Annotated in this window: 24 protein-coding genes; 23 read left to right on the forward strand and 1 reads right to left on the reverse strand. The window is 54.2% G+C overall.

Going from position 1 to position 24,990, the window contains the following annotated elements:
- The first annotated feature begins 1 nt into the window (after position 1).
- The 17 genes from ACJ8PI_RS00080 to ACJ8PI_RS00160 all read left to right on the forward strand — a co-directional run bounded on the left by ACJ8PI_RS00080 (position 2) and on the right by ACJ8PI_RS00160 (position 18,199).
- Positions 2–1,996: a hypothetical protein gene (locus tag ACJ8PI_RS00080; RefSeq protein ID WP_442528065.1), complete on the forward strand. Its 1,995-nt coding sequence runs from the start codon at positions 2–4 to the stop codon at positions 1,994–1,996.
- Between the two features lie 2 nt (positions 1,997–1,998).
- Positions 1,999–2,448, forward strand: a complete 450-nt coding sequence (locus ACJ8PI_RS00085) for a GNAT family N-acetyltransferase (RefSeq protein ID WP_442528066.1) — start codon at positions 1,999–2,001, stop codon at positions 2,446–2,448.
- A 2-nt stretch (positions 2,449–2,450) separates the two neighbouring features.
- On the forward strand, positions 2,451–2,978 hold the full coding sequence (locus ACJ8PI_RS00090; RefSeq protein ID WP_019456272.1) for a hypothetical protein: 528 nt from the start codon (positions 2,451–2,453) through the stop codon (positions 2,976–2,978).
- Positions 2,978–5,815 (forward strand): hypothetical protein, encoded by a 2,838-nt coding sequence (locus ACJ8PI_RS00095; protein WP_442528067.1) that lies wholly within the window; start codon positions 2,978–2,980, stop codon positions 5,813–5,815. Before ACJ8PI_RS00090 ends, ACJ8PI_RS00095 begins: the two co-directional genes overlap by 1 nt.
- Complete coding sequence (locus ACJ8PI_RS00100) at positions 5,812–7,281, forward strand: hypothetical protein (RefSeq protein WP_442528068.1); 1,470 nt, start codon at positions 5,812–5,814, stop codon at positions 7,279–7,281. Before ACJ8PI_RS00095 ends, ACJ8PI_RS00100 begins: the two co-directional genes overlap by 4 nt.
- Before the next feature lie 4 nt (positions 7,282–7,285).
- Positions 7,286–9,757, forward strand: coding sequence for a hypothetical protein (locus tag ACJ8PI_RS00105; protein WP_442528069.1), 2,472 nt, complete (start codon positions 7,286–7,288; stop codon positions 9,755–9,757).
- A gap of 13 nt (positions 9,758–9,770) precedes the next feature.
- Entirely contained in the window at positions 9,771–10,082 is a 312-nt protein-coding gene (locus tag ACJ8PI_RS00110; RefSeq protein ID WP_442528070.1) for a hypothetical protein, read from the forward strand.
- Positions 10,083–10,177: 95 nt separating this feature from the next.
- Positions 10,178–10,519, forward strand: a complete 342-nt coding sequence (locus tag ACJ8PI_RS00115; RefSeq protein WP_342184462.1) for a hypothetical protein — start codon at positions 10,178–10,180, stop codon at positions 10,517–10,519.
- Positions 10,519–12,129 (forward strand): phage terminase large subunit, encoded by a 1,611-nt coding sequence (gene terL / locus ACJ8PI_RS00120; RefSeq protein ID WP_442528071.1) that lies wholly within the window; start codon positions 10,519–10,521, stop codon positions 12,127–12,129. The genes ACJ8PI_RS00115 and terL overlap by 1 nt, the downstream gene beginning before the upstream one ends.
- A gap of 15 nt (positions 12,130–12,144) precedes the next feature.
- Complete coding sequence (locus tag ACJ8PI_RS00125) at positions 12,145–14,370, forward strand: phage tail fiber domain-containing protein (RefSeq protein ID WP_442528072.1); 2,226 nt, start codon at positions 12,145–12,147, stop codon at positions 14,368–14,370.
- On the forward strand, positions 14,370–14,678 hold the full coding sequence (locus tag ACJ8PI_RS00130) for a hypothetical protein (RefSeq protein WP_442528073.1): 309 nt from the start codon (positions 14,370–14,372) through the stop codon (positions 14,676–14,678). The genes ACJ8PI_RS00125 and ACJ8PI_RS00130 overlap by 1 nt, the downstream gene beginning before the upstream one ends.
- 9 nt (positions 14,679–14,687) lie before the next feature.
- Positions 14,688–14,960: a hypothetical protein gene (locus ACJ8PI_RS00135; RefSeq protein WP_442528074.1), complete on the forward strand. Its 273-nt coding sequence runs from the start codon at positions 14,688–14,690 to the stop codon at positions 14,958–14,960.
- An 18-nt stretch (positions 14,961–14,978) separates the two neighbouring features.
- On the forward strand, positions 14,979–15,287 hold the full coding sequence (locus tag ACJ8PI_RS00140; RefSeq protein ID WP_442528075.1) for a hypothetical protein: 309 nt from the start codon (positions 14,979–14,981) through the stop codon (positions 15,285–15,287).
- A 44-nt stretch (positions 15,288–15,331) separates the two neighbouring features.
- Positions 15,332–15,799: a lysozyme gene (locus ACJ8PI_RS00145; RefSeq protein WP_442528117.1), complete on the forward strand. Its 468-nt coding sequence runs from the start codon at positions 15,332–15,334 to the stop codon at positions 15,797–15,799.
- Positions 15,784–16,158 carry a hypothetical protein gene (locus tag ACJ8PI_RS00150; RefSeq protein WP_442528076.1) on the forward strand — a complete coding sequence of 125 codons (375 nt, stop codon included), beginning with the start codon at positions 15,784–15,786 and terminating at the stop codon, positions 16,156–16,158. Before ACJ8PI_RS00145 ends, ACJ8PI_RS00150 begins: the two co-directional genes overlap by 16 nt.
- A complete protein-coding gene (locus ACJ8PI_RS00155; RefSeq protein ID WP_442528077.1) occupies positions 16,155–16,415 on the forward strand; it encodes a hypothetical protein in 261 nt (86 codons plus the stop codon). Before ACJ8PI_RS00150 ends, ACJ8PI_RS00155 begins: the two co-directional genes overlap by 4 nt.
- Before the next feature lie 593 nt (positions 16,416–17,008).
- Positions 17,009–18,199: a multidrug effflux MFS transporter gene (locus tag ACJ8PI_RS00160; protein ID WP_239509784.1), complete on the forward strand. Its 1,191-nt coding sequence runs from the start codon at positions 17,009–17,011 to the stop codon at positions 18,197–18,199.
- Positions 18,200–18,373: 174 nt separating this feature from the next.
- Here ACJ8PI_RS00160 and ACJ8PI_RS00165 read toward each other — a convergent pair whose 3' ends face one another.
- Positions 18,374–19,384, reverse strand: coding sequence for an alpha/beta hydrolase (locus ACJ8PI_RS00165; protein ID WP_399573473.1), 1,011 nt, complete (start codon positions 19,382–19,384; stop codon positions 18,374–18,376).
- 271 nt (positions 19,385–19,655) lie between these two features.
- On the opposite strand from ACJ8PI_RS00165, the gene ACJ8PI_RS00170 reads away from it, so the two are divergent.
- From ACJ8PI_RS00170 to ACJ8PI_RS00195, 6 genes are all read left to right on the forward strand, one after another.
- Entirely contained in the window at positions 19,656–20,336 is a 681-nt protein-coding gene (locus ACJ8PI_RS00170; protein WP_049235136.1) for a heavy metal response regulator transcription factor, read from the forward strand.
- Positions 20,337–20,350: 14 nt separating this feature from the next.
- Entirely contained in the window at positions 20,351–21,808 is a 1,458-nt protein-coding gene (locus ACJ8PI_RS00175) for a heavy metal sensor histidine kinase (RefSeq protein ID WP_164134467.1), read from the forward strand.
- Between the two features lie 64 nt (positions 21,809–21,872).
- Positions 21,873–22,352 (forward strand): (R)-mandelonitrile lyase, encoded by a 480-nt coding sequence (locus ACJ8PI_RS00180; protein WP_049196482.1) that lies wholly within the window; start codon positions 21,873–21,875, stop codon positions 22,350–22,352.
- Positions 22,330–23,091 carry a carboxymuconolactone decarboxylase family protein gene (locus ACJ8PI_RS00185; protein WP_164134466.1) on the forward strand — a complete coding sequence of 254 codons (762 nt, stop codon included), beginning with the start codon at positions 22,330–22,332 and terminating at the stop codon, positions 23,089–23,091. The genes ACJ8PI_RS00180 and ACJ8PI_RS00185 overlap by 23 nt, the downstream gene beginning before the upstream one ends.
- A gap of 9 nt (positions 23,092–23,100) precedes the next feature.
- Positions 23,101–23,685, forward strand: coding sequence for a flavodoxin (locus ACJ8PI_RS00190; RefSeq protein ID WP_049235139.1), 585 nt, complete (start codon positions 23,101–23,103; stop codon positions 23,683–23,685).
- Between the two features lie 107 nt (positions 23,686–23,792).
- A complete protein-coding gene (locus ACJ8PI_RS00195; protein ID WP_164134465.1) occupies positions 23,793–24,857 on the forward strand; it encodes an alpha/beta hydrolase in 1,065 nt (354 codons plus the stop codon).
- Positions 24,858–24,990 lie beyond the last annotated feature (133 nt).

Below are 24,990 nucleotides of genomic sequence, written 5' to 3' on the forward strand. Positions count from 1 at the left end.
CGTGCGCGCCAACCTGATAAAAACCAATTTCACCGCCGGCGAGATTTCCCCGCGCCTCATGGGCCGTGTTGATATCGCGCGTTACGCCAACGGCGCCAAGCAGATCGAGAATGCGGTTTGCGTGGTGCAGGGCGGGGTTATGCGTCGTCCTGGTACCCGTTACGCGGCAGCGGCCAAATACGGCGACCGCGGCGCCCGGCTGATCCCCTACGTTTTTAACCGCTCCCAGGCGTACGTTTTGGAGTTTGGCGACGGCTACATGCGGATTTTCCAGAACGGCGCGCAGCTGGTGAAAGACGACAACACCCCGTATGAAATCGCCAGCCCGTACAGCTCCGCCATGCTGCCAGCCGTAAATTACGTTCAGGGCGCCGACACCATGTTTTTGGTGCACCAAGGCGTTAAACCTCACCGCCTGCAGCGGCGCGGGCAGCTTGATTGGGTGCTCGAGCCGTGCCCGTTTATTGTTGAGCCGTTCGATGAAATCCGCGACACGCCGGAAAAATGGTGCAAGCCGTCAGTTAAGGAGTTTGTCGGCTCAGAAATCACGCTGATGCTGAGCGACGACGAGCCACCGAAAGACAGCGAGGATCCGGCGCCATTCACCGGCCCCGGTTGGGTTGCCGAGGATGTTGGCTCATACGTCCGTATTAACAGCGGCCTGGTGCTGATCAAGAGCATCACCAGCGAGCAGATTGCCGTCGGCGTTATCCGCACTGACCTAACTGCCACACAGGCAGCGTCGCCGGGCGCATGGACGCGCGAGGATACGGTTTGGACGGACGAATATGGCTACCCTGGCGCGGTGACCCTGCACCAACAGCGCCTCGTTCTGGCCGGTTCGATAAAGTACCCGCAAACCATCTGGTTTAGCGAAACCGGCGTTTATCTGTCCTTTGAGCTGGGTACCGACGATGACAAGGCGATCAGCTTTACGCTGTCTTCCGACCAACTCAACCCGATTGTGCACCTGGCACAGATGAACACGCTGATCGCGCTGACGTACGGCGGCGAGTTCACGATCACCGCGGGCAACGATGCGGCGATCACCCCGACAAATATCTCGGTGAAAAACCCCAGCCCATACGGATGCAACGGGATCCGCCCGGTGCGCGTCGGTACCGAAATCATGTTCGTACAGCGCGCCGGCCGCAAACTCTATGCCGTGGCCTATGACCCGGACAGCTTTGTTTCGTATTCGGCCAACGATATGACGGTGCTGGCAGAACACATCACCGCCGGCGGGGTGATCGATATGGCGTACCAGCAACAGCCCGACGCCTTTATTTGGCTGGTGCGCACCGACGGCGTGATGGTGACGATGGCAATTGACCGGGCTCAGGAGGTGATCGCCTGGTCTCGCCAAATCACCGCCGGCCGGTTTGAGTCCGTGGCGTCGATCCCGTCGGACAGTAACGACGTGGTTTACGCGCTGGTTCGCCGGGAGATCGGCGGCCAGGTGGTGCGCTATGTCGAGGTGTTCGATTCTACGCTGTACACCGACGCCGCCGTAACCGGCAGCAGCGAGACCGGAGCAACGACGTGGGCAGGATTAAACCATCTCGAGGGGCAAACTGTCGATGTAGTGGCTGACGGTTCTGTTATGCCCATGCAGATGGTTTCTGGTGGGCAGATCACCCTGACGCGAAAAGCTCGCCGGGTGGAAATCGGTCTGCATTTTGAATCCACGATCCAAACGCTCACGCCAGAGGTTGGCACCACTGAGGGCACCACGCAGAGCGCCAAGAAGCGAACAAGCGAAGTCACCATGCGATTCCTCGAAACCACTGGCGCCGAGTGCAACGGTCAGGTGATCCCGTTCCGTACATTCGGCCCGAAAATCCTCAACCAGCCGGCGCCGCTGTTCACCGGCGATCACTACTTCGGGAAATTGGGCTGGGAGAAAGGCGAGGACACGCTACTGATCCAGCAGCGCCAGCCGCTGCCGTTCCACCTCCTGTCCATCATTACCACTTTCACCAGTAACGGGGGCTGACAATGATCCGCAACGCAACCGCCGGGGATATCCCGGCACTGATTGAGCTTGGCGCCTGCATGTACCTGGAATCGCGCTACGCCGAAACCTCGCCTTTTGACGAGCAGAAATGCGCCGAGCTGGCGCAGCACCTGATCGCCGCACCTGGCGGATGCGTGCTGGTGGCCGAGCACGGCGGGCAGGTGATTGGCTGGATGGCCGGCGGCATCGCCGAGCAGTGGTTTTCGCGCAAGCTGATGGCTTTCGAGTACGGGCTGTTTATCGCGCCTGAGCACCGCGGCGGATCTGCCGGCCCGCGCCTGGTTAAAACCTTTATCGAGTGGGCCGCTGACCATGGCGCCGCCGTTATCAATATGGGTATCACCACCGGCGTGCACGAAGAACGCACCGGGGCGATGTATGAACGTCTTGGCCTGTCGCGCACTGGCCTGTTGTATTCGAAGGAGATTTGATTATGTGCACCGGGTTAGAGGTGGCAGTGATCGGTTCGTCGGTGCTGGCTGCCGGCGGCGCTGTCGCTGGCGGTATTCAGCAGCAGAAAATGGCGAACTACCAGGCGGACCAGGCAAACGCCGATGCAGAGGCCGCTCGCGCGTCAGCGCGCGTACAAGCCGACAGGATACGCAAGGCAGGGCGTGAGCAGGCCGCACAGGCAAACGCGGCGCTGGCGGCGTCTGGCGTTGAAACTGGCGAGGGAACAGCGCTGCGCATCACATCCGGCATCACCGGCGACGCAGAGCAGGACGCATACACAACGATCCTGAACGGCATGAACACCGGCGCGCGGTACAACGCGCAGGCGCAGGCTGACCGACTCAGTGGCCGCAATGCGGCGACGTCCGGCTACATCAACGCGGGCAGCTCGCTACTGTCTGCCGCCGGCACCGGTTACTCCGGCTGGAAAAAAGCCAATCCAACAACCACGACGAACACCGGTACCGCGGCGTCGAATAACATGTTCTCGAATATGGGGGTGCGCTGATGCGGATACCAACCGGAAATTTTGGCAATGTGACGCCGGAGGCGCAGCGTACGCGCATTGACGTTGGGAACGTTGGTGCTCCTGCCAATGCATTGCAGCACCTGGCGACTGTCGGGATCGGTGTTGCCGAAGATCAGCAGCGCCGAATTGCCCAGGAAAACCAGAGCCAGCTGCAGGCGCTGACGCTGCAGCTTGATGATTTCAGTAACGGGCTGGTTAACGATCCTGACCATGGCTTACTGGCACAACAGGGAACCAATGCGGAAGGTGCGACCAAAAACTACACCAGCCAGTACGAGGACTTTGCGAACAAACTGGCAGCCGATTTACCGCAGGAAATGCGCCAGCAGTTCCAGCAGCAAGCAATCGCAAAGCGCATTCAGCTCGAGCGCACAGGATTAACCCATGAATTGAGCCAGCGCCGCCAGGTGGAGCAGGGTAATTTTGAGTCGACCATAGCGAACAGCTCCACGCGTGCGCAGAGCTATTGGGGTGACAACGTTAATTATCAGTTAGAGGTTGGTAGCGCGCAGCAGCAGATCGCCGAGTATGGCAAGGCCCACGGTTGGACGCCGGAACAGGTAACCGAACAACAAAATAATTACGTTAAGACAACCGCATATAAAACCATGGAAAATTTGGTTGCGTCGGATGCGGTAACTGCTGTTCGCCTGATGGGAGAGCCATCTGACGCCGGCGGCGCAATACGCTATAGCGGTACGAAGCAATTTGGCGGAACCCCAAATGATACTCAGGGCATGGTAGCGTCGGGAAATATTGATCTCCTGCATCGACCGACGGTTAAAAATTCAGATGGCACGATCAGCACCGTTCGCACGATTTCGATCGGTACCGATGAAGGTGAAGTGCTGATCCCAACGGTTAGTGATGATGGAAAAATTCTTTCCGATGATGAGGCGATTGCCGTTTATGAAAAAACAGGCAAACACCTTGGCATCTTCGACAATCCAAGTGATGCAACGAAATACGCGGAACGGCTGCATTCTGATCAGGAAAAGCTTTATGTAAAACCTAACAGCTCGCAGCCACTTGGCATTCGCAATAACAACCCGGGCAATCTGGTTAAAACTGCCAATACCTGGGACGGGGAAGTAAAAGGTGATGGTCGTTTTGCTTCGTTCGCCACACCGGAACACGGGCTGCGCGCGCTATGTAAAAATCTGCTGGCCTACAACAAACGCGGTTACACCACGGTTGAGCAAATTATCGGGCGGTGGGCGCCACCAAACGAAAACGACACTGCAGCCTACACGGCATCGGTATCTAAGGCTCTCGGCGTGCCGGCTGACAAACGTCTTGATCTGACCGATATCAATACGCTTACCGCGCTGTGTGTCAGCATCACCCAACATGAAAATGGCAGCAATCCCTATTCGCAAGAGCAGATCACCACCGGTGCTATGGCTGCATTGGGAATGACCGCATTACCCCAGCCAAATGGTGGGAATTTGCGTGCAGCTGGAGCAGCAACAGCGGTTACTCAGCTCGACCCGGTACAGCTGGCGCGACTGCGTAGCATGGCGCAAGGTCAGTTAAGCCAACAGCAGCGTGAATATCGTGCCGGGCTGGAAAGTGAGCTGAAAGACTTCAACGCCGTCGCCTACCAGGGCAAGAGCTATCCCCGAGAGTTTAGCGAGGGTGAGTTTGTCCGTGCTTATGGGTATGACGCCGGGCAAAAAGAGTACGCCAGCTACCTCGACACACGCCAACTTAGCCGCGACATTTCGGTTGTACAACAGCTATCTCCGGGCGGTCAGCAGGCGCTGCTTAACGCACGCGAGCCGGCACCCGGCGAAGGGTTCGCCGAATCGTCTAAGCGATACGAAACCTTGCAAAAAGCCGTGGTGTACGTGAACAAGGTACGTGAAGCCGATCCCATCCTTTATGCCGCCGGCCAGCAGCAGGTTAACCTGCTGGACATGCAATCCCCTGAGTTATTCGGCAGTAGTCTTACAAACCGCGCCAGTGCCACCCCGGAGATCGCCCGGCACTACGGAACGCCATTAACTGTATTTTCAAAGGCAGAAGCATCGCAGATTGGCGATATGCTGCGTACCGCGCCGGCGTCGCAGTCAGTTGCCTACCTGGATGCGATGCGCCAGGGATTGGGGACTGGCGCGCAGTATTCCGCAGCGCTGCAGCAGGTTAGCAGTTACGCCCCATCCGCTGCTGTTGCGGGCGCGATTATGGGTAAGAGCGGTAATGTGATCGGTAAGTCCGGATGGATCTCAGACTCCATGGTAAACCCCGATGATGCGGCAAAAACAATCATCGAAGGGGCGAATGCTCGGGCTGGGATCACCACCAAAGTGAATGGGGTGGAGAACAAAACGAAAGGAATCGAGATACCGAAAGATTCCGATCTGCGCCCGGATTTCGTTGATGCAGTTGGGAATGCCTTTGCCGGAGATGCGGCCGGCGCGTCACAGGCCTATGAGGTGGCCAAGGACTACTACGCCGGGCTGATGGCCAAGAAGGGCGATGTTTCTGGCGAATATGACCGTGACGCATGGACTCAGGCAATCAACGTCGCGACGGGTGGCGTTTACGATTACAACGGGCAGGGAGAGGTTTTGCTACCGTGGGGAATGTCAGAGGGGCAATTTGATTCTGCCGTAAACACCGCGTGGCAATCCCAGATCGTTGATGCCGGCATCAAGGCGCCGCCTGGGCAATATGGGCTGCAAAGCTTTGGCGACAGCCAATACCTGATAAAGCTGGGGGCCGGCTACCTGCTCGGTAAGGACGGTAATCCGGTCGTGCTCCGCATCAACGCTGAGCGCGTTCGCCTCGGAAATGGAGGTATACCGCAGTGAGTTATTTCGGATTTAACCAGGCGCAGCAAAACAGGGAGCTGGCAACGGCAGCAGAAAACCCGATCGGCTCCGCCCGCTCAGATGCTGATTTTTTTGAGGGCGCATTCACTGCCCCTTTCAAGGGGCTTTACGCTGGGGGTACACAGGCCGATCAAGTTGCATGGGCTGGCGTGGATGCCGTTGTGTCGCCGATCTCACGGGCTGTTAATGATGCGTTCGGGGTGAACGACACCTCTGAAAGTTTCATCAAGAATCAGCGAAAGCTGGCGGAACAGCAGGTACGGGCGTTAACGCCTGACGCCGGAACCACCGGCACCGCCGGGCAGGTGCTTTTCTCTCTGGCGGAGGTTGGCGGGCAGGCGGCGGCCGGCACGCTGTTGGGTGGCTTGCCTGGCGCTGCGGCTACGGTTGGCGGCCTGCAGGGCTTTTCCGATTACGAGAAGTCTCGTGCTGACGGTGTGGATTATGGCACCGCTGTAGAAAAAGCGCTGGTAACTGGCGGGACAGCGGCGCTTGGCGCAGTTCTTCCTATGTCTCTCGGCCTTCGTGCCGGTGGTGCAGTAGCTGAAGGTGTTGGCGCCGCTCTAACTTCCGGCGGTACAGCTGTAGGCGCTGCTGCCGGTACTGCTGCGCGGGCGGTACCTGACCTGCTTTATTCCGCAGGTACCAACGTCGCGATGGGCATGGCACAGAGGGGTTTATCAGCGGAGATCCTACGACGCGGTGGCTATGAGGATATGGCCCGCCAGTACGATGTTTTCGATACTCAGGCATTGGCGGTCGACGCCGTGCTCGGCATAGCTTTCGGCGGGCTTGGTCGATTTATCAATAGCCGGGGCGAAAGCGTGGCGGTACGCAGCGCAGAGCCGGCAGAGATCGACGCGGCGCTGACTTCAAGCTCTCACCTCAACTATGAGGTTACGGCATCGCCTGGTGTTCCTGTAAGCGTCCTATCACGCAATGCGCATGCCCGCGCCATGGATAAAGCCTTGACTGATGCGCTCGCTGGGCACCCGGTAGACGTCGGTTCATTGATGGATGGAGCCGAGTTTATTCAGCGTCGCCCGCGTGTCGATCTGGCATCGCAAGAGGTGCGTAAGGCGATGGGGTTACCTGATACCGTAACTCGCGACACTAACGCGGCTCGTTTCGACGATGTGGCCGGCGCCAATTACCTATCCACACCGAAACCCAGAACACGAGAGCAGATCCAGCAAGATGAAATTGCGGGCGCGGAGCGTGCCATTAGCGGGGATGATTTCCGCGCAGCGGAAGCCGACACGTTGGAGGCGCAACGCGCCATTTCCGACAACCCGGATCTACAGGTTCACGTCGTAAACCCAGACGACAGCACAACGGTGGTAAGAGCTGCCGATCTAATGGCTGAGGCCGATCGCGATGTGGCCAATGCCCAACATGACGCAAATTTATTTGATGTGGCCGTGAGCTGCTTCCTGAGGAGATAATTTCATGAGAGACGAGTGCATTCAGGCGATCACCGCAGCATCACAGCGACCACTTACCGCCGCAGAAATAAAAGGGATTGAAGATCGCATCGTGAAAAATATGCGCAACCTCGCGCGTAACGATCCAGCCTCATGGCGCAATCTTAGCGAAGCGGAACGGATGCAGCGCGCCGGGCAGATGGCGGCCGACGAATTGCAGCGCGAGGCCGCACTGAAAAAGCGGCGTGTAGCCTTAACCATTGCCGCGCGCCAGCGCCTTGATAACTACATCAACAGCTACCAGGGCAAGGATGGAAAGCTCGAGGCGCTAAACCGCACCATAGCTTTTCACGCGGACGGCAAGGCCAATTTTCTTTCCGTAGAGTCGAGAACCAAGGCGACCCGTGATTATGCTCTGAGCCAGTTGGAGGAGCTTTTCGAAGCTATCGATCCGCGCTTCTTCCAGCTGTTCGAAGACAATCAAGGCGTGCGCGATCTGGTCTACGAGATGCGCGGGCAGGAAACTGGAAATCAGCGGGCTAAAAAAGGCGCCCAAGCGTGGCGACGCGTTGCGGAGCTATTGCGCCAACGTTTCAACGATGCAGGTGGCGATGTAGGGTTTCTGGAAGATTGGGGGCTGCCGCAGCATCATTCCATGGAGAAGGTGGGCAAGGCGTCACAGGATGAATGGGTGGGCTTTGTCGTTGGGAAACTCGACCGCAATAAATATGTGAAAGAAAACGGCGAGATGATGAATGATGCGGAGCTTGCTGCGTTCCTGGGCGAGGCCTACAAAACGATCGCTACTGGAGGTATGAACAAGCTGGGCGACAGCGGGCTGCGGGTCTCCGGCGCTCGGGCAAATCGCGGGAGTGCTGAACGGCAGATTCATTTTCGTGATGCCGAAACCTACCTCGAATACCAGCAGCGCTTTGGCGAAAAATCGATGTGGGACATTTTGGTAAATCACATTGATGGCGTGAGCAAGGATATCGCGCTGGTGGAAACTTACGGGCCCAACCCCGATCACGTATTCCGGTCTCTGCTGGATCAGCTGACCAGCGAGACAGCAGAGGCAAACCCGCAGCGGTCAGGGCGTATTAATCGCCTGCGTAACAGTACCGAGAGCCTTTACAATTTTGTTGCCGGAAAAACGCAACCCATTGCGAACCCACATATCGCGCGCTGGTCGGATAACGTCCGAAACTGGCTTGTTGCAACGCGGCTCGGTTCGGCGCTGATCTCTTCACTTTCGGATAATGGCACGATGTACCTTACTGCCAAAGTGAACAATCTGCCCATGGCGCAGCTGTTGCGTAACCAGTTGGCAGCCATGAACCCTGCGAACAAAGAAGAGCTACGGCTTGCGCGAGGCGCCGGCCTATCGATGGAAACGCTGATCGGCAGCGTGAACCGCTGGGCGACCGATAACATGGGCCCGTCGGCGTCACGCTGGACGGCCAACGCGGTTATGCGCGCCAGTGGCCTGTCTGCCTGGTCAGATGCCCATAAACGCGCCTACGGCGTCACCATGATGGGCGGCGTGGGTAATCTGGTGCGCCAGCATGGAAGCCTTGGGAAAATTGCTGCTGATGACGGCCGGATCCTCAAAAGCAAAGGGATTACAGAACGCGACTGGAGCATTTGGCGCCTGGCCGAACAAGAGGATTGGGGGAAAGGTAATACAACCATGCTCACCCCGGAAAGCATCATGCGTATTCCGAATGAAAAACTCGAGGCATTTGGTAACCCGGAGCGCGTGAAGTTTGAGGCGATGCGTAAGCTGCTTGCCACCGTATCCGAAGAAGTCGACATGGCGGTGATCTCGCCTGGCGCACGCGAGCGGATGATTGCCGGTGCGGGTGTGCAACGCGGCACTATCCATGGGGAGCTATGGCGCAGCCTGTTCCTGTTTAAATCTTTCCCGATTTCGGTAATGATGCGTCACTGGTCCCGAGCATTGAACATGCCGTCCGCGGGCGGGCGCGTCGCGTATCTCGCGACGTTTTTGGCTAGCACGACGATCTTGGGGGCTATGTCTCAGCAAATCAGCGACATGATTGCGGGTAAAAACCCCCGTGAAGCTTTTGGCGACCAATCATTTAAGTTCTGGATGAATGCGTTGCTAAAAGGCGGAGGCCTCGGACTTTACGGGGACTTTTTCTTTTCTGACCACACCAAGTACGGGTCTGATGCGTTGGCTTCAATGCTAGGCCCGGTGGCTGGTTTGGTTGACGATGCCATTAAGTTGGCGCAGGGCGTCCCGCTTAATGCTGTCGAGGGAAAACCCGAACAAACCGGCGGAGATACTGTGAAGTTTGTGAAGGGGCTGATCCCTGGGCAAAACCTGTGGTACACAAAAGCTGTTTTGGATCATATGATATTCAACCAGATGCAAGAGTATTTCTCTCCGGGCTATTTACGCAGGATGGAAAAACGCTCGCGTAAAGAGTTCAATCAAACATACTGGTGGCGGCCACAGGATCGGTTGCCCTAAAAGGAGCCGAAGAATGAGCTACTGGGAAGCAAAATATAGACTATTAGGCGGGTGGCGCGTGCTGGGCTTAGCTCTGAATGCGCTAGTTTTTTCGGGGGGCGTGTGGGTACTTTACCTTATAGGTTTTTTCACGCGTCACTGGTATAACGAAAAAACGGCACTAGTCAGCGGGCTGGTAATGTGCACTACGGTTATAAGTTTTATCGCTATTAGCCGCCCCGTGGTATTAGATAAAACTGAAGATGAAAAACATTCGTTGATATCTTTATGGTGGAAACGTAGGAAGTTGGAGCATTTGGCGAAAATAAAGGAGTTAAGTAAATAAGCTTTCGCACAGTATTTCTCCCACAGGTTAAACACTCAGGATTTCGAATCCGCTTCACAAACAGAATAGCCCTATCATACTGATGGGGCTATTTTATGCACGAAGATTACAAAACCCGCCTGACGGCGTTATGCGACAAGCTGACCGATGTTGCGATCACTGAATCCAATCCCGACAACTGGCCGGGCGCAGGCAAGGCGCAAAAGGACTTTACGCAGGAAGAACGCGGCGACCGGTACTGGGAGAAGAAAAACGCGGCCGCAACGCTGACTCTGTTGGTTAAGTTACATTCGCTGATTGGGATGCACGCCCGGGGCGGTGCGCCGGCGGATCCTGCCAGCAACGCAGAAGCGGAAGCGAATAAACAGATCGCCAAAGCGGAGAAAGAAGCACAGCGCATTGTCGACCGCGCCCTTAGCAAAGCGAAAGTCGGCTGATGGTTTCATTCCCGGCGTTCTTTCTCATGTGGTCCGAGCGTATGCGTTGGGACGTGCCAGACTGCCACTGGCGCGCCGTGCACTGGCTTGAGCATCGTGGCGATCTGGCGGTGCTGCGCTGCTTCCGCGGTTTCGGCAAATCGACCATCCTGGCGGTCTATAACGCTTGGCGCTATTACCGCGATCGCACATACCGCATTCTACACCAGTCCGAGTCTGACGGCACCGCGTACAAAACGAGCCGCGATACACTGAATGTTTTGCGCAATCACCCTTTGACTGTTGGCATGTTGCCTGATGGCCTTGGTACCGTTGAACAGTGGTGGGTTAACGGTGCTGAGGATAGCCGTAACGCCAGCATGTACGCCAAAGGGATCCTGTCGAACGTCACCTCGGCGCGCGCCGACGAGTGCCAGAATGACGACGTGGAAGTGCCGAAAAATATTCAGACGCCGGAGGCTCGCGAAAAGCTGCGCTACCGTCTGGAAGAGCAGACGCACATACTGGTACCAGGCGGCCGCACGCTCTACATTGGCACCCCGCACACGCACGATAGCCTTTACGACGAGCTCGAACAGATGGGCGCCGACTGCCTCACCATCAAGCTATTCAACAAGGAGCACCGTATTGAGGCGGAGAAAGCCACGAAGAAGGCTTATCGTCTGCCGTTCCCGCCGGAGTACGTTTTCACAGGCATCCATAAAGGCGCACGCCTGCTGGTCGAAGGGAAAGATTATCGCCTCACAGAAACTGGTATCGAATTTGCCGCGCCGCCTGACGTGCTGGTCGATTGTTACGCCGATTGCGAATGGCCGGAGCGCTTCGACCGTGAGGAAATGGAGAAGCGGCGGAAGAAGACCCGCACGATAAACGCGTGGGATAGCCAATACCAGCTGCACAGCAAGCCGGTGGGCGACGTTCGCCTTAACCCCGATCGTATCCGCGCGTACGCTGTCGAGCCTGAGGTGCGCTTCGCTAACGGCGGCTGCTCGATGTGGTTGGGCAGTACGCAGATTGTCGGGGCGGTAGCCTATTGGGACGTGGCGCTTGGTAAGATCAAATCCGACGCCAGCGCCTTCACCATCATGCTGACCGATGCCCGCGGGCACCTGTACTGGCATAAGTGTGAAGGGCTGATCGGCGATCTGGCCGATTTCGACGAGCACGACAAAATCATCGGTGGTCAGGTTATCCAAATCCGAGACCTGGTGGTGAAATACCAAATCCCCCGGGTAGTCGTCGAAGTCAACGGCCCTGGTGGTTTTGCGCCGAAGCTGCTGCGGCAGGCGCTGAAAGGCACCGGGTGCGGCGTGTCGGAGGAGTTCTCCATTACCAACAAGCAGAAGCGCATTCTTGATGCGTTCGAGGCTCCGCTGTCGTCCAAGTTCCTATGGGCACATGTCGACGTGCTGGATGGCCCGATGTACGACCAAATGAGGGACTTCAACCCGGAGCTTACCAATCAAGACGACGACTACATCGACTCTGGCGCCGGCGCTATTGGTCAGACCCCGGTGCGCATCGGTAAGTTAGTCAAGATTTCGAATGTGCAGACGCGGGAACATTGGCAGCCATACGATGGCGATCATGAGGTCGCAGTGGACTATTAAAACCGAGGCTGCCTTATGTCGGTACCTAACCAGACCCCATACAACATTTACACGGCCAACGGCCTGACAACCGTTTTCCCCTACGAGTTCTACCTGCTGAATGTCGGTGATTTAGCCGTTTCCCTCAATGGATCGGTGATCACCTCCGGTTATACGATTTCCGGCGTTGGCAACGTGGATGGCGGCGAGGTTTCATTCCTGACTCCGCCGGCGAACGGCGTTACCGTTATGCTTGAACGAGTGATCCCCACCTACCGGCTGACCGACTACCAAGACAACGGCGATCTGCTGGCTGATACCGTAAACAAGGATTTTGATCGCTTATGGATGGCGATTCAGCAGGCGTTTATTTATCTCGGACTTGCACTGACACGTCCGTTGCTTGGCGGCCCATTCAATGCGAAAGGGTTCCGAATCGAAAACCTCGGCAATCCGGTTAATGGTTCAGATGCGGCAACCAAAAATTACGTTGATGAAACAGGGAAAACCAATCTTCAGCGGGTATTGCGATTCCCTGAAAACGTAGCTGCGATGCCTGATGCTGAAACGCGTGGCCATTCACTCCAGGGCTATACCGAAGAGGGTAGACCAACCCCCGTATTTTCGATGACTGATACTGCCGATCTTGCGTTAAAACTTGCCAGCACCGGCGGGGCGGGGCTGGTTGGTTTTGACATTGAAAAGACTTACCCAATTGCAACCATTGGCCACCAGTTCACTAATATTTTTCGCAATGTACAACACCTTGAATTTTATTATGACAAGTTTGGCGATTGGGATGAGGCATATTTTCAAGCCCAAATGAACGTATTCCGCCTCGGCTTCTCGCCTGAGATGCGGCTTCCAGGTGGGGTTATCGATATTTACAGGCCGTTTTTCGGTGGGCCTGCAATTGGTGACCTGATTCACGCCCGCCACCCTGAGCTTGGCCTTTATAACGGGGATGGAACTTATAAGGGGACATGGCCGCTTATTCTTAAGGGGGTCTACAAGAAGAATGAGGACGGGTTAACTAACCCGTATACAGGGACGCAAATTGTTTTCCACGGCTGCGCAGACCAAAACGATAACACATGGCGTGATTTCGGCGTAATACATGCTGCTCCGACAAATCTATCTGAGAGACGCGTTCCTGTACCAGTGAAACAGTGGTTTGGAACGGTTAAGGTTGATGACCTAAATATCCGAGTCCTCAACCGAGACAATAGCCGTCATGGTAAATGTCACGGCATCTATAGCTTCTACGGCCCAAAGAGCGAAGTTAACAAGGTTGTTGTCTACCAGCCATATGGTGGCGGGATTATATGCGATCTGATGTGGGATTCTGCACTTCGCGATTGCGTTTTGCTACAGTGCGGCCGTATGAGCCCTAACATTGGTGATTATCAATCAGCGAAGAATGTTGACATAAAATATCAAACCTATGCCCCGTTGCATATTCTATATTCGGCAACAGGTTCCGATAACAGCAACTTCATCAGAATAGAAAACTTCCACTTCGAAGACAATTATCATTCTGTAGCTGACGTTATCGTCAGTGGTGACTCATCGCCGATCCACATAATCAATAGCCACCACGAAACTGATCGCGCAGCGGGCGTCCCGGCGGTAGTTAATGGTGGCTTCAAGAAGCGGCTTGCCGCTGGCACCGTTGGCGTTCGGTACATGGGGCAGGACTCCGAGCCAGGGTTTGACTATACCGCCGGACCATTTACTGCGCGCGGCGGATACCTGCATGCAGACGGCGCCAATGGTTATCAACTGGGTTATGACGATGTGTATTACGGCGGCCGTTACACAGGCGCAATACTTGAAAATATCAAATTTCCGAACTCTGGCGGCATTAAGGTAGCGGCGGGGAATACTGCATGCACCGTGGTGGCGTCTAACAGCACTTTCACAGATATCAGCTTTAGTGGCGGTAACGAAAATTTTTGCCCGCTGAAAATGTCTAACTGCAATATAAAATCGTTGACAATGAGTTATGCATACGGATTTAAATTGTCAAACGTTGAAGTCGAGTCGTCCATAACGCTATCAAACATGTATGTAAACCCTAATGGCGTGTGTGGTTTTAGTAATGTTTCATCCGCAAGTTTCACCGGAATTATTAGCTATGGTACGGGTGACTTAACATTAACATCACCATCGGTTAAGTCAGAAATTGTCTGTTACTTCGGGAGTGTAAATATTCCGCGTTATTCGTACTACAACAATGTGATTTTAGGAGGGGCGCCGTAATGGGTGTTCGACTCGGTGCTGTAACACAGTTGCCATCATGCAATCTAAACTCGGTAGTTATTCCGGGTGATTATATATTGCCTGCTGAAAATACGTATACAAACCTTCCCCCGGATTTGGTGGGTAAGTTTGTTTCAATGCGTGTTGAGTATGAAAACTTCAACACCACGCTGTTATCACAACAGTTAGCTCCAACAGTTGATGCGAAATCTTTTTACAAGCGGACAGGTTCGCAGACCAGTGGGTCATTATTGCATGGCGTGTTTGGATTTGGCGCTTATTACGTATTCAACGGAACAATAGTTTAAGGGGGAATAATGTCATTCGTTATCAGGAAAAAGCTTCAGGTAAATACGTCATACCCAGATTTGTTGCTGGAAATCCCTGGAGGAACCGAGGACACGGACGTTACGTATGAGGTGATCGCACTCGAGCGCATGGCTGGGACAAGCGCAACTGTCTGGTACACGTTCTCCGTCGGCGGCGTTACGTCGGGATGGAAACGGACCTTTGACTTCATCTATAGCGGTGTTGGCAATCCTCTTGAGGAGGGCGAGCGCGCGCTTAAATCTTCTTTGGGTGCAGCATAAAACCCCAAGGGGTGGGGCATGAAAATGAATGATCAGCAACCGGTAAATATCGTAACTCAGTTTTTCGCCTGGTTGGCCGCGATTGCCTCTGCGGCCGGCATAACGACGCAGGATCTGATTTATATCGCATTTGGCGCAATTGGTGTGTTTGTTTCTGTGCTTTCGTTTGTGCTGGGGCGCATTGATGCCAGGGCGAAGCGGAAGCAAGAAGAGCGCCGCACCGAGCTTTATGAAGACTACTTGGGTAAGCGCAACGGGCGCGCTGGTAACTCGATGGACGAAGCGGACCTTTATACGCCGCTACCTGGTGGGGAGAATGAAGCGTGAATTTATCTAAAAAGACGGGCGCCGCCGGCGCCGTCTGTTCTGTGATGGTGATCATCGGCCTGGTGCTTTCGAGCGGTGAGGTAAAAACTAGCCGCGCCGGCCTGGAATTGATCGGTAATGCAGAGGGTTGCCGACGTGACCCTTACAAATGCCCGGCTGATGTGTGGACTGACGGCGTTGGAAATACGCACGGCGTTAATCCAGGCGTGCGCAAAACTGATCAGCAGATCGCCGCGGACTGGCAAAAGAACATCCTGGCGGCGGAGAGCTGCGTTACCAACTATGCCGCCGGTGACAAACTGCAGCAGGGCGCCTTCGATGCGGTGGTAAGCATCACGTTTAACGTTGGATGCCCGGCAATGCAGAAGTCGACGATGTTCCGGCTGTTCCGCCAGGGTGAAACGGTGGCCGCCTGCGAGCAGTTCCCGCGCTGGGTGTATGCCGGTGGCGTAAAGCTCAATGGCCTGGTGATCCGCCGTGACAAGGAGCGCGCGCTATGTCTGGCAAAATAACATCTGCGGTGGCGATCTTGCTGGCGCTGGCGGCCGTTGTCGGCGCTGGTGCCTGGATGGCTGGTCGTCACTATCAGCCGACGATTGACCGTCTCAACGAGGCGCTGACGCAGTGTAAGGATACTGGCCGGCAACAGGCTGCGACGATCGCTAGCCAGAACGCAGGCATAACGGAGCTGCAGCGTAAACAGGAAGAGATGGAAGCCAAGGCCCAGGCAGATCAGGAAAAAGCCCGCAGGGAGGCGCAGGGCGACTATGAGAGGGCTAACGCAGTTATGGCCGAGCGAACCACTGGCGAAACGTGCGCCGCCGCATCGGCCGCTTTCGACGCTGAGCTGCGCCGGGAGCGTGCACAATGAAGAATCTGTTCATGGTTTCCGCCCTTGCATTGGCCGGCTGCTCGAGCGCGCCGCCACCGGCGCCGTCCTACGTTGAAGTGAAAGTGCCGGTGGCCGTGCCATGCAAAACGGCGGATGTTGCGCGCCCGGCGTTCGCTGTTGACCAGCTGCCGATCGGTGCACCTATCGACGCCCAGATGCGAGCGTTGCGCGCTGAGCGTCATCAGCGGATAGGGTATGAGCGGGAATTACTGGCGGCGAATAAGGCGTGTAAGTAGGTTTCGCTCCCGTATAGGGATTGAAACCTATTTGATGGGTATCTATCCGGGTATTTAATGTTTTTGTGAAAAATAAATTATATAATATCAATCATTTAATTGTTTAAATTAACTCCTATTATCGGCACCATACTCTCTTCCTACCACATCCTTAATTATCCCCAAACGCTTTGAATTACAATGAATCGATTGGTTTGTTGTCCGGTAAAATCCGGCGCGCGCGTACTTCTGTTCGGTCTTGAATTTCTATACACATGCGACTTAATAATTTACAAGTCTGTAATGGCAAACTAATCCCTCACCTTACACATATCAGTGATGGATTGGGGCTGTCTCTCTACAACCCCAATGTGACCTGCGCAGCGTTCGGAAGAGGTGTTGAAAGGGGGCTGCCTAAAATGAAAAAGCAACGGCCAGGATAAATACGCTCATTAATGAGCGTATTTTCCGCAATAGGCTGCAACTTTTGCCTCAGGCCGTGAGGGGGCGCTATTCATGAGCAGCGCTCATAAACTCTATCCTTAAGCAGCTCATTATTATTCACATCCGGGGCTGTAATATATTCCACATGAATACCATACATGTGGAACCCCATGAGCAACGCATTGCAATACTCAAAGAAAACGTCAGGGATGATTTTTGTTATCACACTCAGTGCATTAATGGCTGTAACGTCCTTGTCAACAGATATCTATTTACCGGCTATGCCCCTTATGGCTAAAGACTTGCGGGGTAATGCAGAGTTGACAATTACCGGTTTCTTGATTGGTTTTTGCCTGGCTCAACTGATTTGGGGGCCAGTTAGCGATCGCTTCGGACGACGTCTGCCACTGTTCATAGGAATGGGGTTATTCGTTATAGGCTCCATGGGCTGCGCGTTATCAACCGATATCGGGCAAATTATTTTCTGGCGTGTTTTTCAGGCATTAGGTGCCTGTACCGGTCCGATGCTGGCTCGTGCAATGATACGTGACTTGTTTAGCCGCACTCGCGCTGCGCAAATGTTATCGACCCTGATGATTATTATGGCTATCGCGCCGATTGCTGGTCCCCTAATTGGCGGACAAATGATTAAAGTCACCTCATGGCACACCATTTTCTGGTTACTGGCGATTATCGGAGCATTGATGCTGATGTCTTTATTCTGGTTGCCGGAGACATTACCTGCTGAGAAACGCTCGCAAACCTCCGTAACCAAAGCCTTTAAAAACTACTTTACCTTGCTAACCAACACCAGATACATGCGGTTTACTCTGTGCCTGACCTTCTATTACGTCGCGGCCTATGCCTTTATCACGGGCTCCCCGTTTGTGTACATCACGTACTTTGGTGTTGATCCGCAACATTACGGTTGGCTATTTGCCATCAACATTGTCGGATTAATGGTGGTGAGTATGGTCAACAGACGCCTGGTTCACCGCTATCCCCTGGAAATGCTACTCAAGAATGCCGTATTCATCGCTACTATTGCGGCATTAGTGCTGGCAGTCACAACCGGTCTGGGCGTAGGTGGATTATTCTTGATTGTCGGGGCTGTGTTCGTGTTCTTCTCCATGAATGGCATCATCGCGGCAACATCCACCGCTTGCGCACTTGACGCAGTGCCTAATGTTGCAGGTTCAGCGTCGGCATTAATGGGAGCATTTCAATACGGCAGTGGCATCATCTCTTCACTGCTGCTGGCTCTGTTCAGCGATGGCTCACCCTGGACGATGGGATGGATCATTGCAGTATTTACAGCAGCCAGCACCTTGATAGCGCTTACCATTCAGATAAAAAAATAACCATTACGCACTCCCTATGTTGGGTTTATGAATTTCATTCATAGAGGCTATTCAGTGAACGCAATTATCTTTCTTCCCGACTTCGTTAGTCTTAGATGCATACCTGAATAATCATTGCTCAAGTTCTTGAAACGGCCAGCCTGTCAGGCTGGCCGGGGTATCGTCAGAAACGGACTAAATATTTTTATCGAAGAAGACGTCTAACTTTTGCATTGCCTGATCAACGTATTTAGGCACCCAATACGTCTCGATATGAGTAGCGCCATCGATCAGGAAGAATTCTTTGTCCTTCGTACCGGTGGCTTTCGCGAACGCATCTTCAGTCATATAGAGCGTATCCGCTTTTGTACCTGCAATCATCAGCAGCGGTTTATTGATGAGATTGATATGGTCCGTTACGTCAAAGCTCATTAAATCCAACAGGCTGCTGGTGGTGTATTTAAACGTGGAGTTCGGGTGGGCGTGAGTTTTCCAGTAGTACTCGTAGCCCTGGCGATATAAGGCAAAAGGTAATTTAGCAATCTGTTCATCAGTCAGGTTGGCATCGCCGGAGTAAAGCACTTCGCCTCCGGCTGCTTCCTGAGCACGTGCGTCAGAAGCCTGCTGAAGACGCTGCTGGATAGTGTCCCGCTGCGAATCCTGCATACCGTTGCGGCGCACAAGGCCTGAATTAAACATGCTGATGGTTGCAATCGATTTGAACCGTTTGTCAGTTTCGGCCGCAACAAGTGAATACCCGCCGCCTCCGCAAATACCCAGCAGACCAAGGCGGGCGGTATCCACACCAGGATACTGGCTGATGTAGTCAGCCATGCCGTGGATATCCTCAATGCGATTAGCAGGTTTATCTACGCTGCGAGGCACACCACCGCTAGCGCCCTGATAAGCCGCATCGGCGGTAATCGTGACGTAGCCCTGTTCGGCGAGACGCTGGGCATACAACCCGGCGACCTGTTCTTTTACGCCCCCATTAGGATGTGCAACCACCACCGCAGGATATTTTTTGGCGGGATCGTAGTTAGCAGGGGTATAGACATTCGCAGCAATCTGGATGCCATGCAGATCGTATTTCACTGGATGAATGTTGACCTTGCCTTTGACGTTCTCAGTGATGGCTCCGTCATAGGCCAGTGTGAATGGGTTTTTTTTGTAATCAGCCGCATTGACTGTGGTAACTCCAGCCATTGCCGTTAGCAGTATTGCACTTATAAGAGTGAGTTTCATGGTCATCTCCCGATGAGTATCAGCCTGCTTAAGCAAGCTCGCGGAATCAAATTTGCAGGCTCAGATTAGAAGGGGAGGGCTGTCAGCATCGTGACAGGGAAATAACATTTTTGTCAGTAAGTCGTCAGCTTACTGTTGGTGATCAAGAGGCAAAATGCTCTCGATTACCGGATGCCGTGCAGGTTTATTCAGATGTTGAAGCACCGATGAAAAGTTAAGAGGAAGTCCCGTTATGCGCCTGTTGTTAGTCGAAGATGAAGAAAAAACGTCAACCTATCTCAACCGTGCGTTGAGTGAGTCCGGATTTATGGTTGATGTCTCTGCAGATGGTGCCGAAGGTCTTCATTACGCGCTGGAGTTCGACTACGACGCGATAATACTGGATGTGATGCTGCCGGGGATGGATGGCTATCGGGTTCTTGAGGGGGTGCGAGCAGCCAAACAGACGCCGGTGCTGATGCTTTCTGCGCGGGGATCGGTCGACGAGCGCGTCAAAGGACTTCGTCTTGGCGCGGATGATTATCTCCCTAAACCCTTTTCTCTCATTGAACTGGTGGCGCGCATCCAGGCGCTGGTGCGTCGCCGCGCGACGGACGGTGCAGACATCACCCAGTTGCAAATTCACGATCTGCATCTCGACTTACTGGCTCGCCGGGTTTTTCGTGCAGGAACGAGACTGGAGCTGACCGCAAAAGAGTTTTCCCTGCTGAGCCTTTTGGCCCGACATCAGGGGGAGATTCTGTCAAAGATGATGATTGCGGAGCAGATATGGGACATGAATTTTGATAGCGATGCCAACGTGGTTGAAGTTGCCATTAAACGTCTTCGAGCCAAAGTTGATACTCCTTTCGATATCAAACTGTTACATACCGTTCGTGGCATGGGATATGTCCTCGAAGTCCGGTCTGAATAATGAAGGGGGCAAGCATGCTTAAGCGTTCCATCTCCGTTCACCTGGCGCTGATGTTTGCCTTATCCGCGCTGCTGATTGTGTCCGTTATCGGTATCCTGCTCAGAAGCTCCTTGCATGACTCTTTGCAAAAGCAGATGCACAACGAGCTGTTGTTCCGGGAATCATTAATGAGTCCGTGGATCACCGCACGAGTCTCGGCTGACGGTTGGTCACTGCTTGCCAATAAATTCACTGTATTAACCAATTCTGAAGGTGAGCGTGTTCGCTACTGGATAGTGAGTGATAACCCGCGCTTTAGCATGGGGGGAACACCACCGGTGGGGGTTCAGTGGTCGTCTTTGCAGGAAGGCTTTAATAAAGTGCCCGGCGCATCGGACGGTGCATGCTCGCTGTTCCTGTTAGTGAACACCATCCCCGCGAACGGTGAAAGGCCTGAACTGCGTTTTGTGGTTGCCATCGACTCCACGCCGTACATGGGCACACTCGATGCGTTCACGCGTACATTGCTGATCATTACCGCACTGGGCGTAGTGATTGTCGCCTTACTGGGATACATTGTCTCAAGGATCGGTCTTCGTCCCGTTGGTGCTCTCAGTAAACAGGCTCGGCATCTCGCACCCGGGGACCATGGCCAGCGCCTGAATACCCGCGCTTTACCCAAAGAACTGCAGCAACTGGCATCATCATTTAATGGCGTGTTAGCGCGTCAGGAAATCGCCTGGCGACAGCTCGACAGCTTTAACGCCGATGTTGCACATGAACTCCGTACACCGTTGACCAACCTTATCGGCCAGACGCAACTGGGCCTCTCGCGCCGACGTTCGCAAGATGAACTGGAAGAGTTATTAGGTTCCAATTTGGAAGAGCTTGAACGCATGACGTCGATAGTTAACGACATGCTGTTTTTGTCCCATGCCCACGCGGGTGAACATGCTTCTCAGCTTATGCAGGTCTCCCTGCGAGAAGAAACTCTGAAAACAGCGGAGTATGTTGAACCCTCTTTTGCTGAAAAACAGCTTTCTCTGGATGTGGAAGGCGATGTCACCGCGCACATCGACCGGCGACTGTTCCACCGTTCACTGGCTAATTTACTGGAAAATAGCGCAAGACACTCACCCTCCAATAGCACGGTTACGGTGCGGGTAAGCGAAAAAAACCATCAAGCCTGTGTTGAGGTTTCTAACCCTGGCGATCCGATAACCCCAGAACACTTACATCGGCTTTTCGAGCGGTTCTATCGCGTTGACACCTCCCGAGCCAGGAGTGATACCCATCATGGGCTGGGCCTGTCGATCGTGCGTGCCGTCGCCATTATGCACCGAGGGGATGTCTTTGCCCGTAGTGAAGGTGGCATCAATACATTTGGCCTCACCTTTGCGATGCAAGCGGGTAAAGCGGCGGGCAATGCTTACCCCGACACTGAGCCGGGGCCAGGGTTAACTGACAGAATTGTCAGGGGGGCGTCAGCCTGACGTCATTACGCCCTCGATAAAATCATCGCAGGCAATTCCCTCTACATTGATAAGGACGCTTTGCATGATCGGACATTTACGTTACCTCGGGGTGTTACTGCCCCTCTTCACATTTTCATCCTGGGCAGCGGAGCAAAATCCCGCTGTCCATATCGCCCCCGCTGGAAGTCAGAACGCGGTGTACGGGCCAGCCGAGAACTTTACCGGTCGCGTCCGGGTTGATCCTCTCTTCAAACCGGATAACGACATCAATGTTTCCGGGGCTTATGTCACCTTTGAACCTGGTGCTCGTTCCGCCTGGCATACGCATCCGGCGGGTCAGCGGCTGATTGTGACCTCGGGTGTTGGGCTAACGCAACAAGCAGGCCAGCCGGTGCAGGTTATCCGCGCTGGCGACGTTGTTTATTGCCCGGCGGGCGTCAAACACTGGCACGGGGCGGCACCCGGCAGTGCGATGACGCATCTGGCGATAACCGGGATTGTGGATGGCAAAAGCGTTAACTGGATGGAGAAAGTGACAGATGAACAATACCACGCTCATTAAGGCATTAGCGGCAGCGGTACTGCTGACCTTTGGTTTTGGTCTCACGGCACATGCTGCGCCCGCCAATAAAGGAGCCTCGGAAATGAACCACGAACAAACGGTTTCAGCTACGCTGTCAGCCCGCCAACAGGCCATCCCGTTGATTGCGGCATCGATGGCCAGCAGCCAGATGGATAAGCTGAATACCGCACTGAACCAAGGACTTGACGCCGGGCTCACGATAAACGAAACCAAAGAGATTCTCGTCCAGCTTTATGCCTACACGGGATTCCCCCGTAGCCTGAATGCGCTTAGTGAATTGATGAAGGTCGTCGAAGCACGTAAACAACGTGGCATCCAAGACCTTGAGGGGAAAGACCCCGCTGCCCCGATTCCTGTCGGGGATGAACTTCGCCGTGTCGGTACCGCAAACCAGACGAAAATCTCAGGCGCTCCCGTCCAGGGCCCACTGTTTGATTTTGCACCGGTGATTAACCAGTTCCTGCAAACGCATCTGTTCGGGGACATTTTCGCCCGCGATAACCTCGACTGGCAAAGCCGCGAGCTGGCAACGGTTGGCGCATTGGCCGCCACACCAGGCGTTGAGGCCCAGCTGTTATCGCATACGCGAGCAAGCATACGGGTTGGCCTGACGGCAGCGCAGCTGCGCCAGTTGGCACAGGTTCTGCGTGAACATGGCGAAAATGATGCGGCTACGCGAGCTGAAAAGGCGCTGCAGCAGGCGCTCGCTAACAATTAGGAGTTAGTAATGGAGCATGATCCCAACCGCAGAATGTTGATCACCGCACTTGCCGGGCTCACGCTGGCGAACGTCTCCCTGGCGACAGCTGCCACCGGAAACGCAAACGTGCAGGGTAAAAGTCGAATTCTGGTGGCGTACTTTTCTCGCAGCGGAAATACACGGGTGATTGCGGGCGTCATTCACCGTAGCCTGAACACCGACCTATTTGAAATTGAACCGGCAACACCTTATCCGGAAGACTATTTTCAGACCGTTGAACAGGCGAAAAATGAGCGTGAGCGAGGAGTCAAACCCGCATTGAAAAATAGCGTCGCAGATATCTCACGCTACGAGACCGTGTATTTAGGCTTTCCGATCTGGGGGACCAGCGTGCCGCCTGTCGTGCAAGCATTTCTCAGCAGCCACAACCTTGCGGGCAAACTACTCATCCCCTTCATTACTCATGGTGGCTATGGTAAAGGAGACAGCGACGACATCCTTGCCAGTCTCGCCCCAACAGCTCGCCGGGAAAAACCGCTGGTCATTGAATGTGACCAGGAGCGAAGAACGACTGAAACGGTCACCCGTTGGTTAGATACCATACGCAATTAATCGTGTGCATTCATGAGTCTGCCAAATAAGGGCAATCAGGGGTGCTAAATAATTATCGCTGACAACTCAGATATGATTGAACGGCAAACATAACAGAGGATGTAATCTTGAAGACAATCTTAAAAACGCTGGCCATCTGCGTGATGGCGGGTGGCCTGGTGGCGCAGTCGGTATACGCTGAGCCGTTGGTCATTCAGGAACAGGGAAGCTTTTCTGCTGGTGGCACTATCATCACCGCACCAGGAACATTTGACGCAAAAAAGCCGCTGGATTCTGCTGGCCAAACCTACCATGGCGATCATGCTTCTGTGTTTTACCAAATCCCGGAAAATCCGCATAAATACCCTATCCTGATGCTGCACGGCGCAGGTCAGTTCTCCCGTACCTGGGAGAGCACTCCGGATGGTCGTGAAGGTTTCCAGAACATCTTCCTGCGGCGTGGATTCTCAACTTATCTTGTCGATCAGCCACGTCGGGGCAGCGCCGGGCGCACGACTGTAGAAGGTACCGTTACGCCTAAACCGGATGAACAGATGTGGTTCAACCAGTTCCGCGTTGGCGTGTGGCCGGAGTATTTTAAAGGCGTTCAGTTCTCTCACGACAAAGAAGCGTTGAACCAGTATTTCCGTCAGATGACCCCGAATACCGGGCCGTTTGATATCAATGTTATCTCTGATGCGATGTCCGCCGTCGTAGATAAATCCGGCCCGGCTGTCATCTTCACCCACTCTCAGGGTGGTGGACCAGGCTGGTACACGGCGATGAAAAACGACAAGGTCAAAGCCATTGTCGCCTTCGAGCCAGGCAGCAGCTTTGTCTTCCCGGAGAAGGAACTCCCAGCCCCTATGCCAAGCGCGTTCGACACACTGAAGGGTGAGCCTGTGCCAATGGAGCAATTTATGGCACTGACCAAAATCCCGATTCTGATTATTTACGGCGATAACATACCGGATAAACCGGTAGCCATGCCCGCGCAGGACAGCTGGCGCGTACGTCTGGCGATGGCTCGTGAATGGCGTGACGCGGTGAACAAACATGGCGGGGATGTCACTGTGACGCATCTACCTGAAGTAGGGATAAAAGGTAATACCCACTTCCCATTCTCCGATTTAAATAATGTGCAGATTGCTGATTTGGTGAGTCAGTTTCTGAAAGAGAAAAAACTGCAGTAGAGCTAGATAGTATTGAGCCCTCAATCATGAGGGCTCAATACAAACATCAGCTTTATAAAAAATAAAGTAGCCTAATCCTGGCATAAAGTCGGCCGTCAGCCTCCTCTAAATTAATGAGTACGTCTAATAAACC

The sequence above is a fragment of the Serratia sp. CY82433 genome (assembly GCF_052166535.1).
In the GTDB taxonomy this organism is placed as follows: Bacteria; Pseudomonadota; Gammaproteobacteria; order Enterobacterales; family Enterobacteriaceae; genus Serratia; species Serratia sarumanii.

Excerpts from the sequence above, each read along its gene's own strand:
- ACJ8PI_RS00085 (WP_442528066.1), top strand. The coding sequence starts at position 1,999 with ATGATCCGCAACGCAACCGCCGGGGATATCCCGGCACTGATTGAGCTT.
- ACJ8PI_RS00090 (WP_019456272.1), top strand. The coding sequence starts at position 2,451 with ATGTGCACCGGGTTAGAGGTGGCAGTGATCGGTTCGTCGGTGCTGGCT.
- ACJ8PI_RS00095 (WP_442528067.1), top strand. The coding sequence starts at position 2,978 with ATGCGGATACCAACCGGAAATTTTGGCAATGTGACGCCGGAGGCGCAG.
- ACJ8PI_RS00105 (WP_442528069.1), top strand. The coding sequence starts at position 7,286 with ATGAGAGACGAGTGCATTCAGGCGATCACCGCAGCATCACAGCGACCA.
- ACJ8PI_RS00110 (WP_442528070.1), top strand. The coding sequence starts at position 9,771 with ATGAGCTACTGGGAAGCAAAATATAGACTATTAGGCGGGTGGCGCGTG.
- ACJ8PI_RS00115 (WP_342184462.1), top strand. The coding sequence starts at position 10,178 with ATGCACGAAGATTACAAAACCCGCCTGACGGCGTTATGCGACAAGCTG.
- terL (WP_442528071.1), top strand. The coding sequence starts at position 10,519 with ATGGTTTCATTCCCGGCGTTCTTTCTCATGTGGTCCGAGCGTATGCGT.
- ACJ8PI_RS00125 (WP_442528072.1), top strand. The coding sequence starts at position 12,145 with ATGTCGGTACCTAACCAGACCCCATACAACATTTACACGGCCAACGGC.
- ACJ8PI_RS00130 (WP_442528073.1), top strand. The coding sequence starts at position 14,370 with ATGGGTGTTCGACTCGGTGCTGTAACACAGTTGCCATCATGCAATCTA.
- ACJ8PI_RS00135 (WP_442528074.1), top strand. The coding sequence starts at position 14,688 with ATGTCATTCGTTATCAGGAAAAAGCTTCAGGTAAATACGTCATACCCA.
- ACJ8PI_RS00140 (WP_442528075.1), top strand. The coding sequence starts at position 14,979 with ATGAAAATGAATGATCAGCAACCGGTAAATATCGTAACTCAGTTTTTC.
- ACJ8PI_RS00145 (WP_442528117.1), top strand. The coding sequence starts at position 15,332 with ATGGTGATCATCGGCCTGGTGCTTTCGAGCGGTGAGGTAAAAACTAGC.
- ACJ8PI_RS00150 (WP_442528076.1), top strand. The coding sequence starts at position 15,784 with ATGTCTGGCAAAATAACATCTGCGGTGGCGATCTTGCTGGCGCTGGCG.
- ACJ8PI_RS00155 (WP_442528077.1), top strand. The coding sequence starts at position 16,155 with ATGAAGAATCTGTTCATGGTTTCCGCCCTTGCATTGGCCGGCTGCTCG.
- ACJ8PI_RS00160 (WP_239509784.1), top strand. The coding sequence starts at position 17,009 with ATGAGCAACGCATTGCAATACTCAAAGAAAACGTCAGGGATGATTTTT.
- ACJ8PI_RS00165 (WP_399573473.1), bottom strand. The coding sequence starts at position 19,384 with ATGGCTGGAGTTACCACAGTCAATGCGGCTGATTACAAAAAAAACCCA.
- ACJ8PI_RS00170 (WP_049235136.1), top strand. The coding sequence starts at position 19,656 with ATGCGCCTGTTGTTAGTCGAAGATGAAGAAAAAACGTCAACCTATCTC.
- ACJ8PI_RS00175 (WP_164134467.1), top strand. The coding sequence starts at position 20,351 with ATGCTTAAGCGTTCCATCTCCGTTCACCTGGCGCTGATGTTTGCCTTA.
- ACJ8PI_RS00180 (WP_049196482.1), top strand. The coding sequence starts at position 21,873 with ATGATCGGACATTTACGTTACCTCGGGGTGTTACTGCCCCTCTTCACA.
- ACJ8PI_RS00185 (WP_164134466.1), top strand. The coding sequence starts at position 22,330 with ATGAACAATACCACGCTCATTAAGGCATTAGCGGCAGCGGTACTGCTG.
- ACJ8PI_RS00190 (WP_049235139.1), top strand. The coding sequence starts at position 23,101 with ATGGAGCATGATCCCAACCGCAGAATGTTGATCACCGCACTTGCCGGG.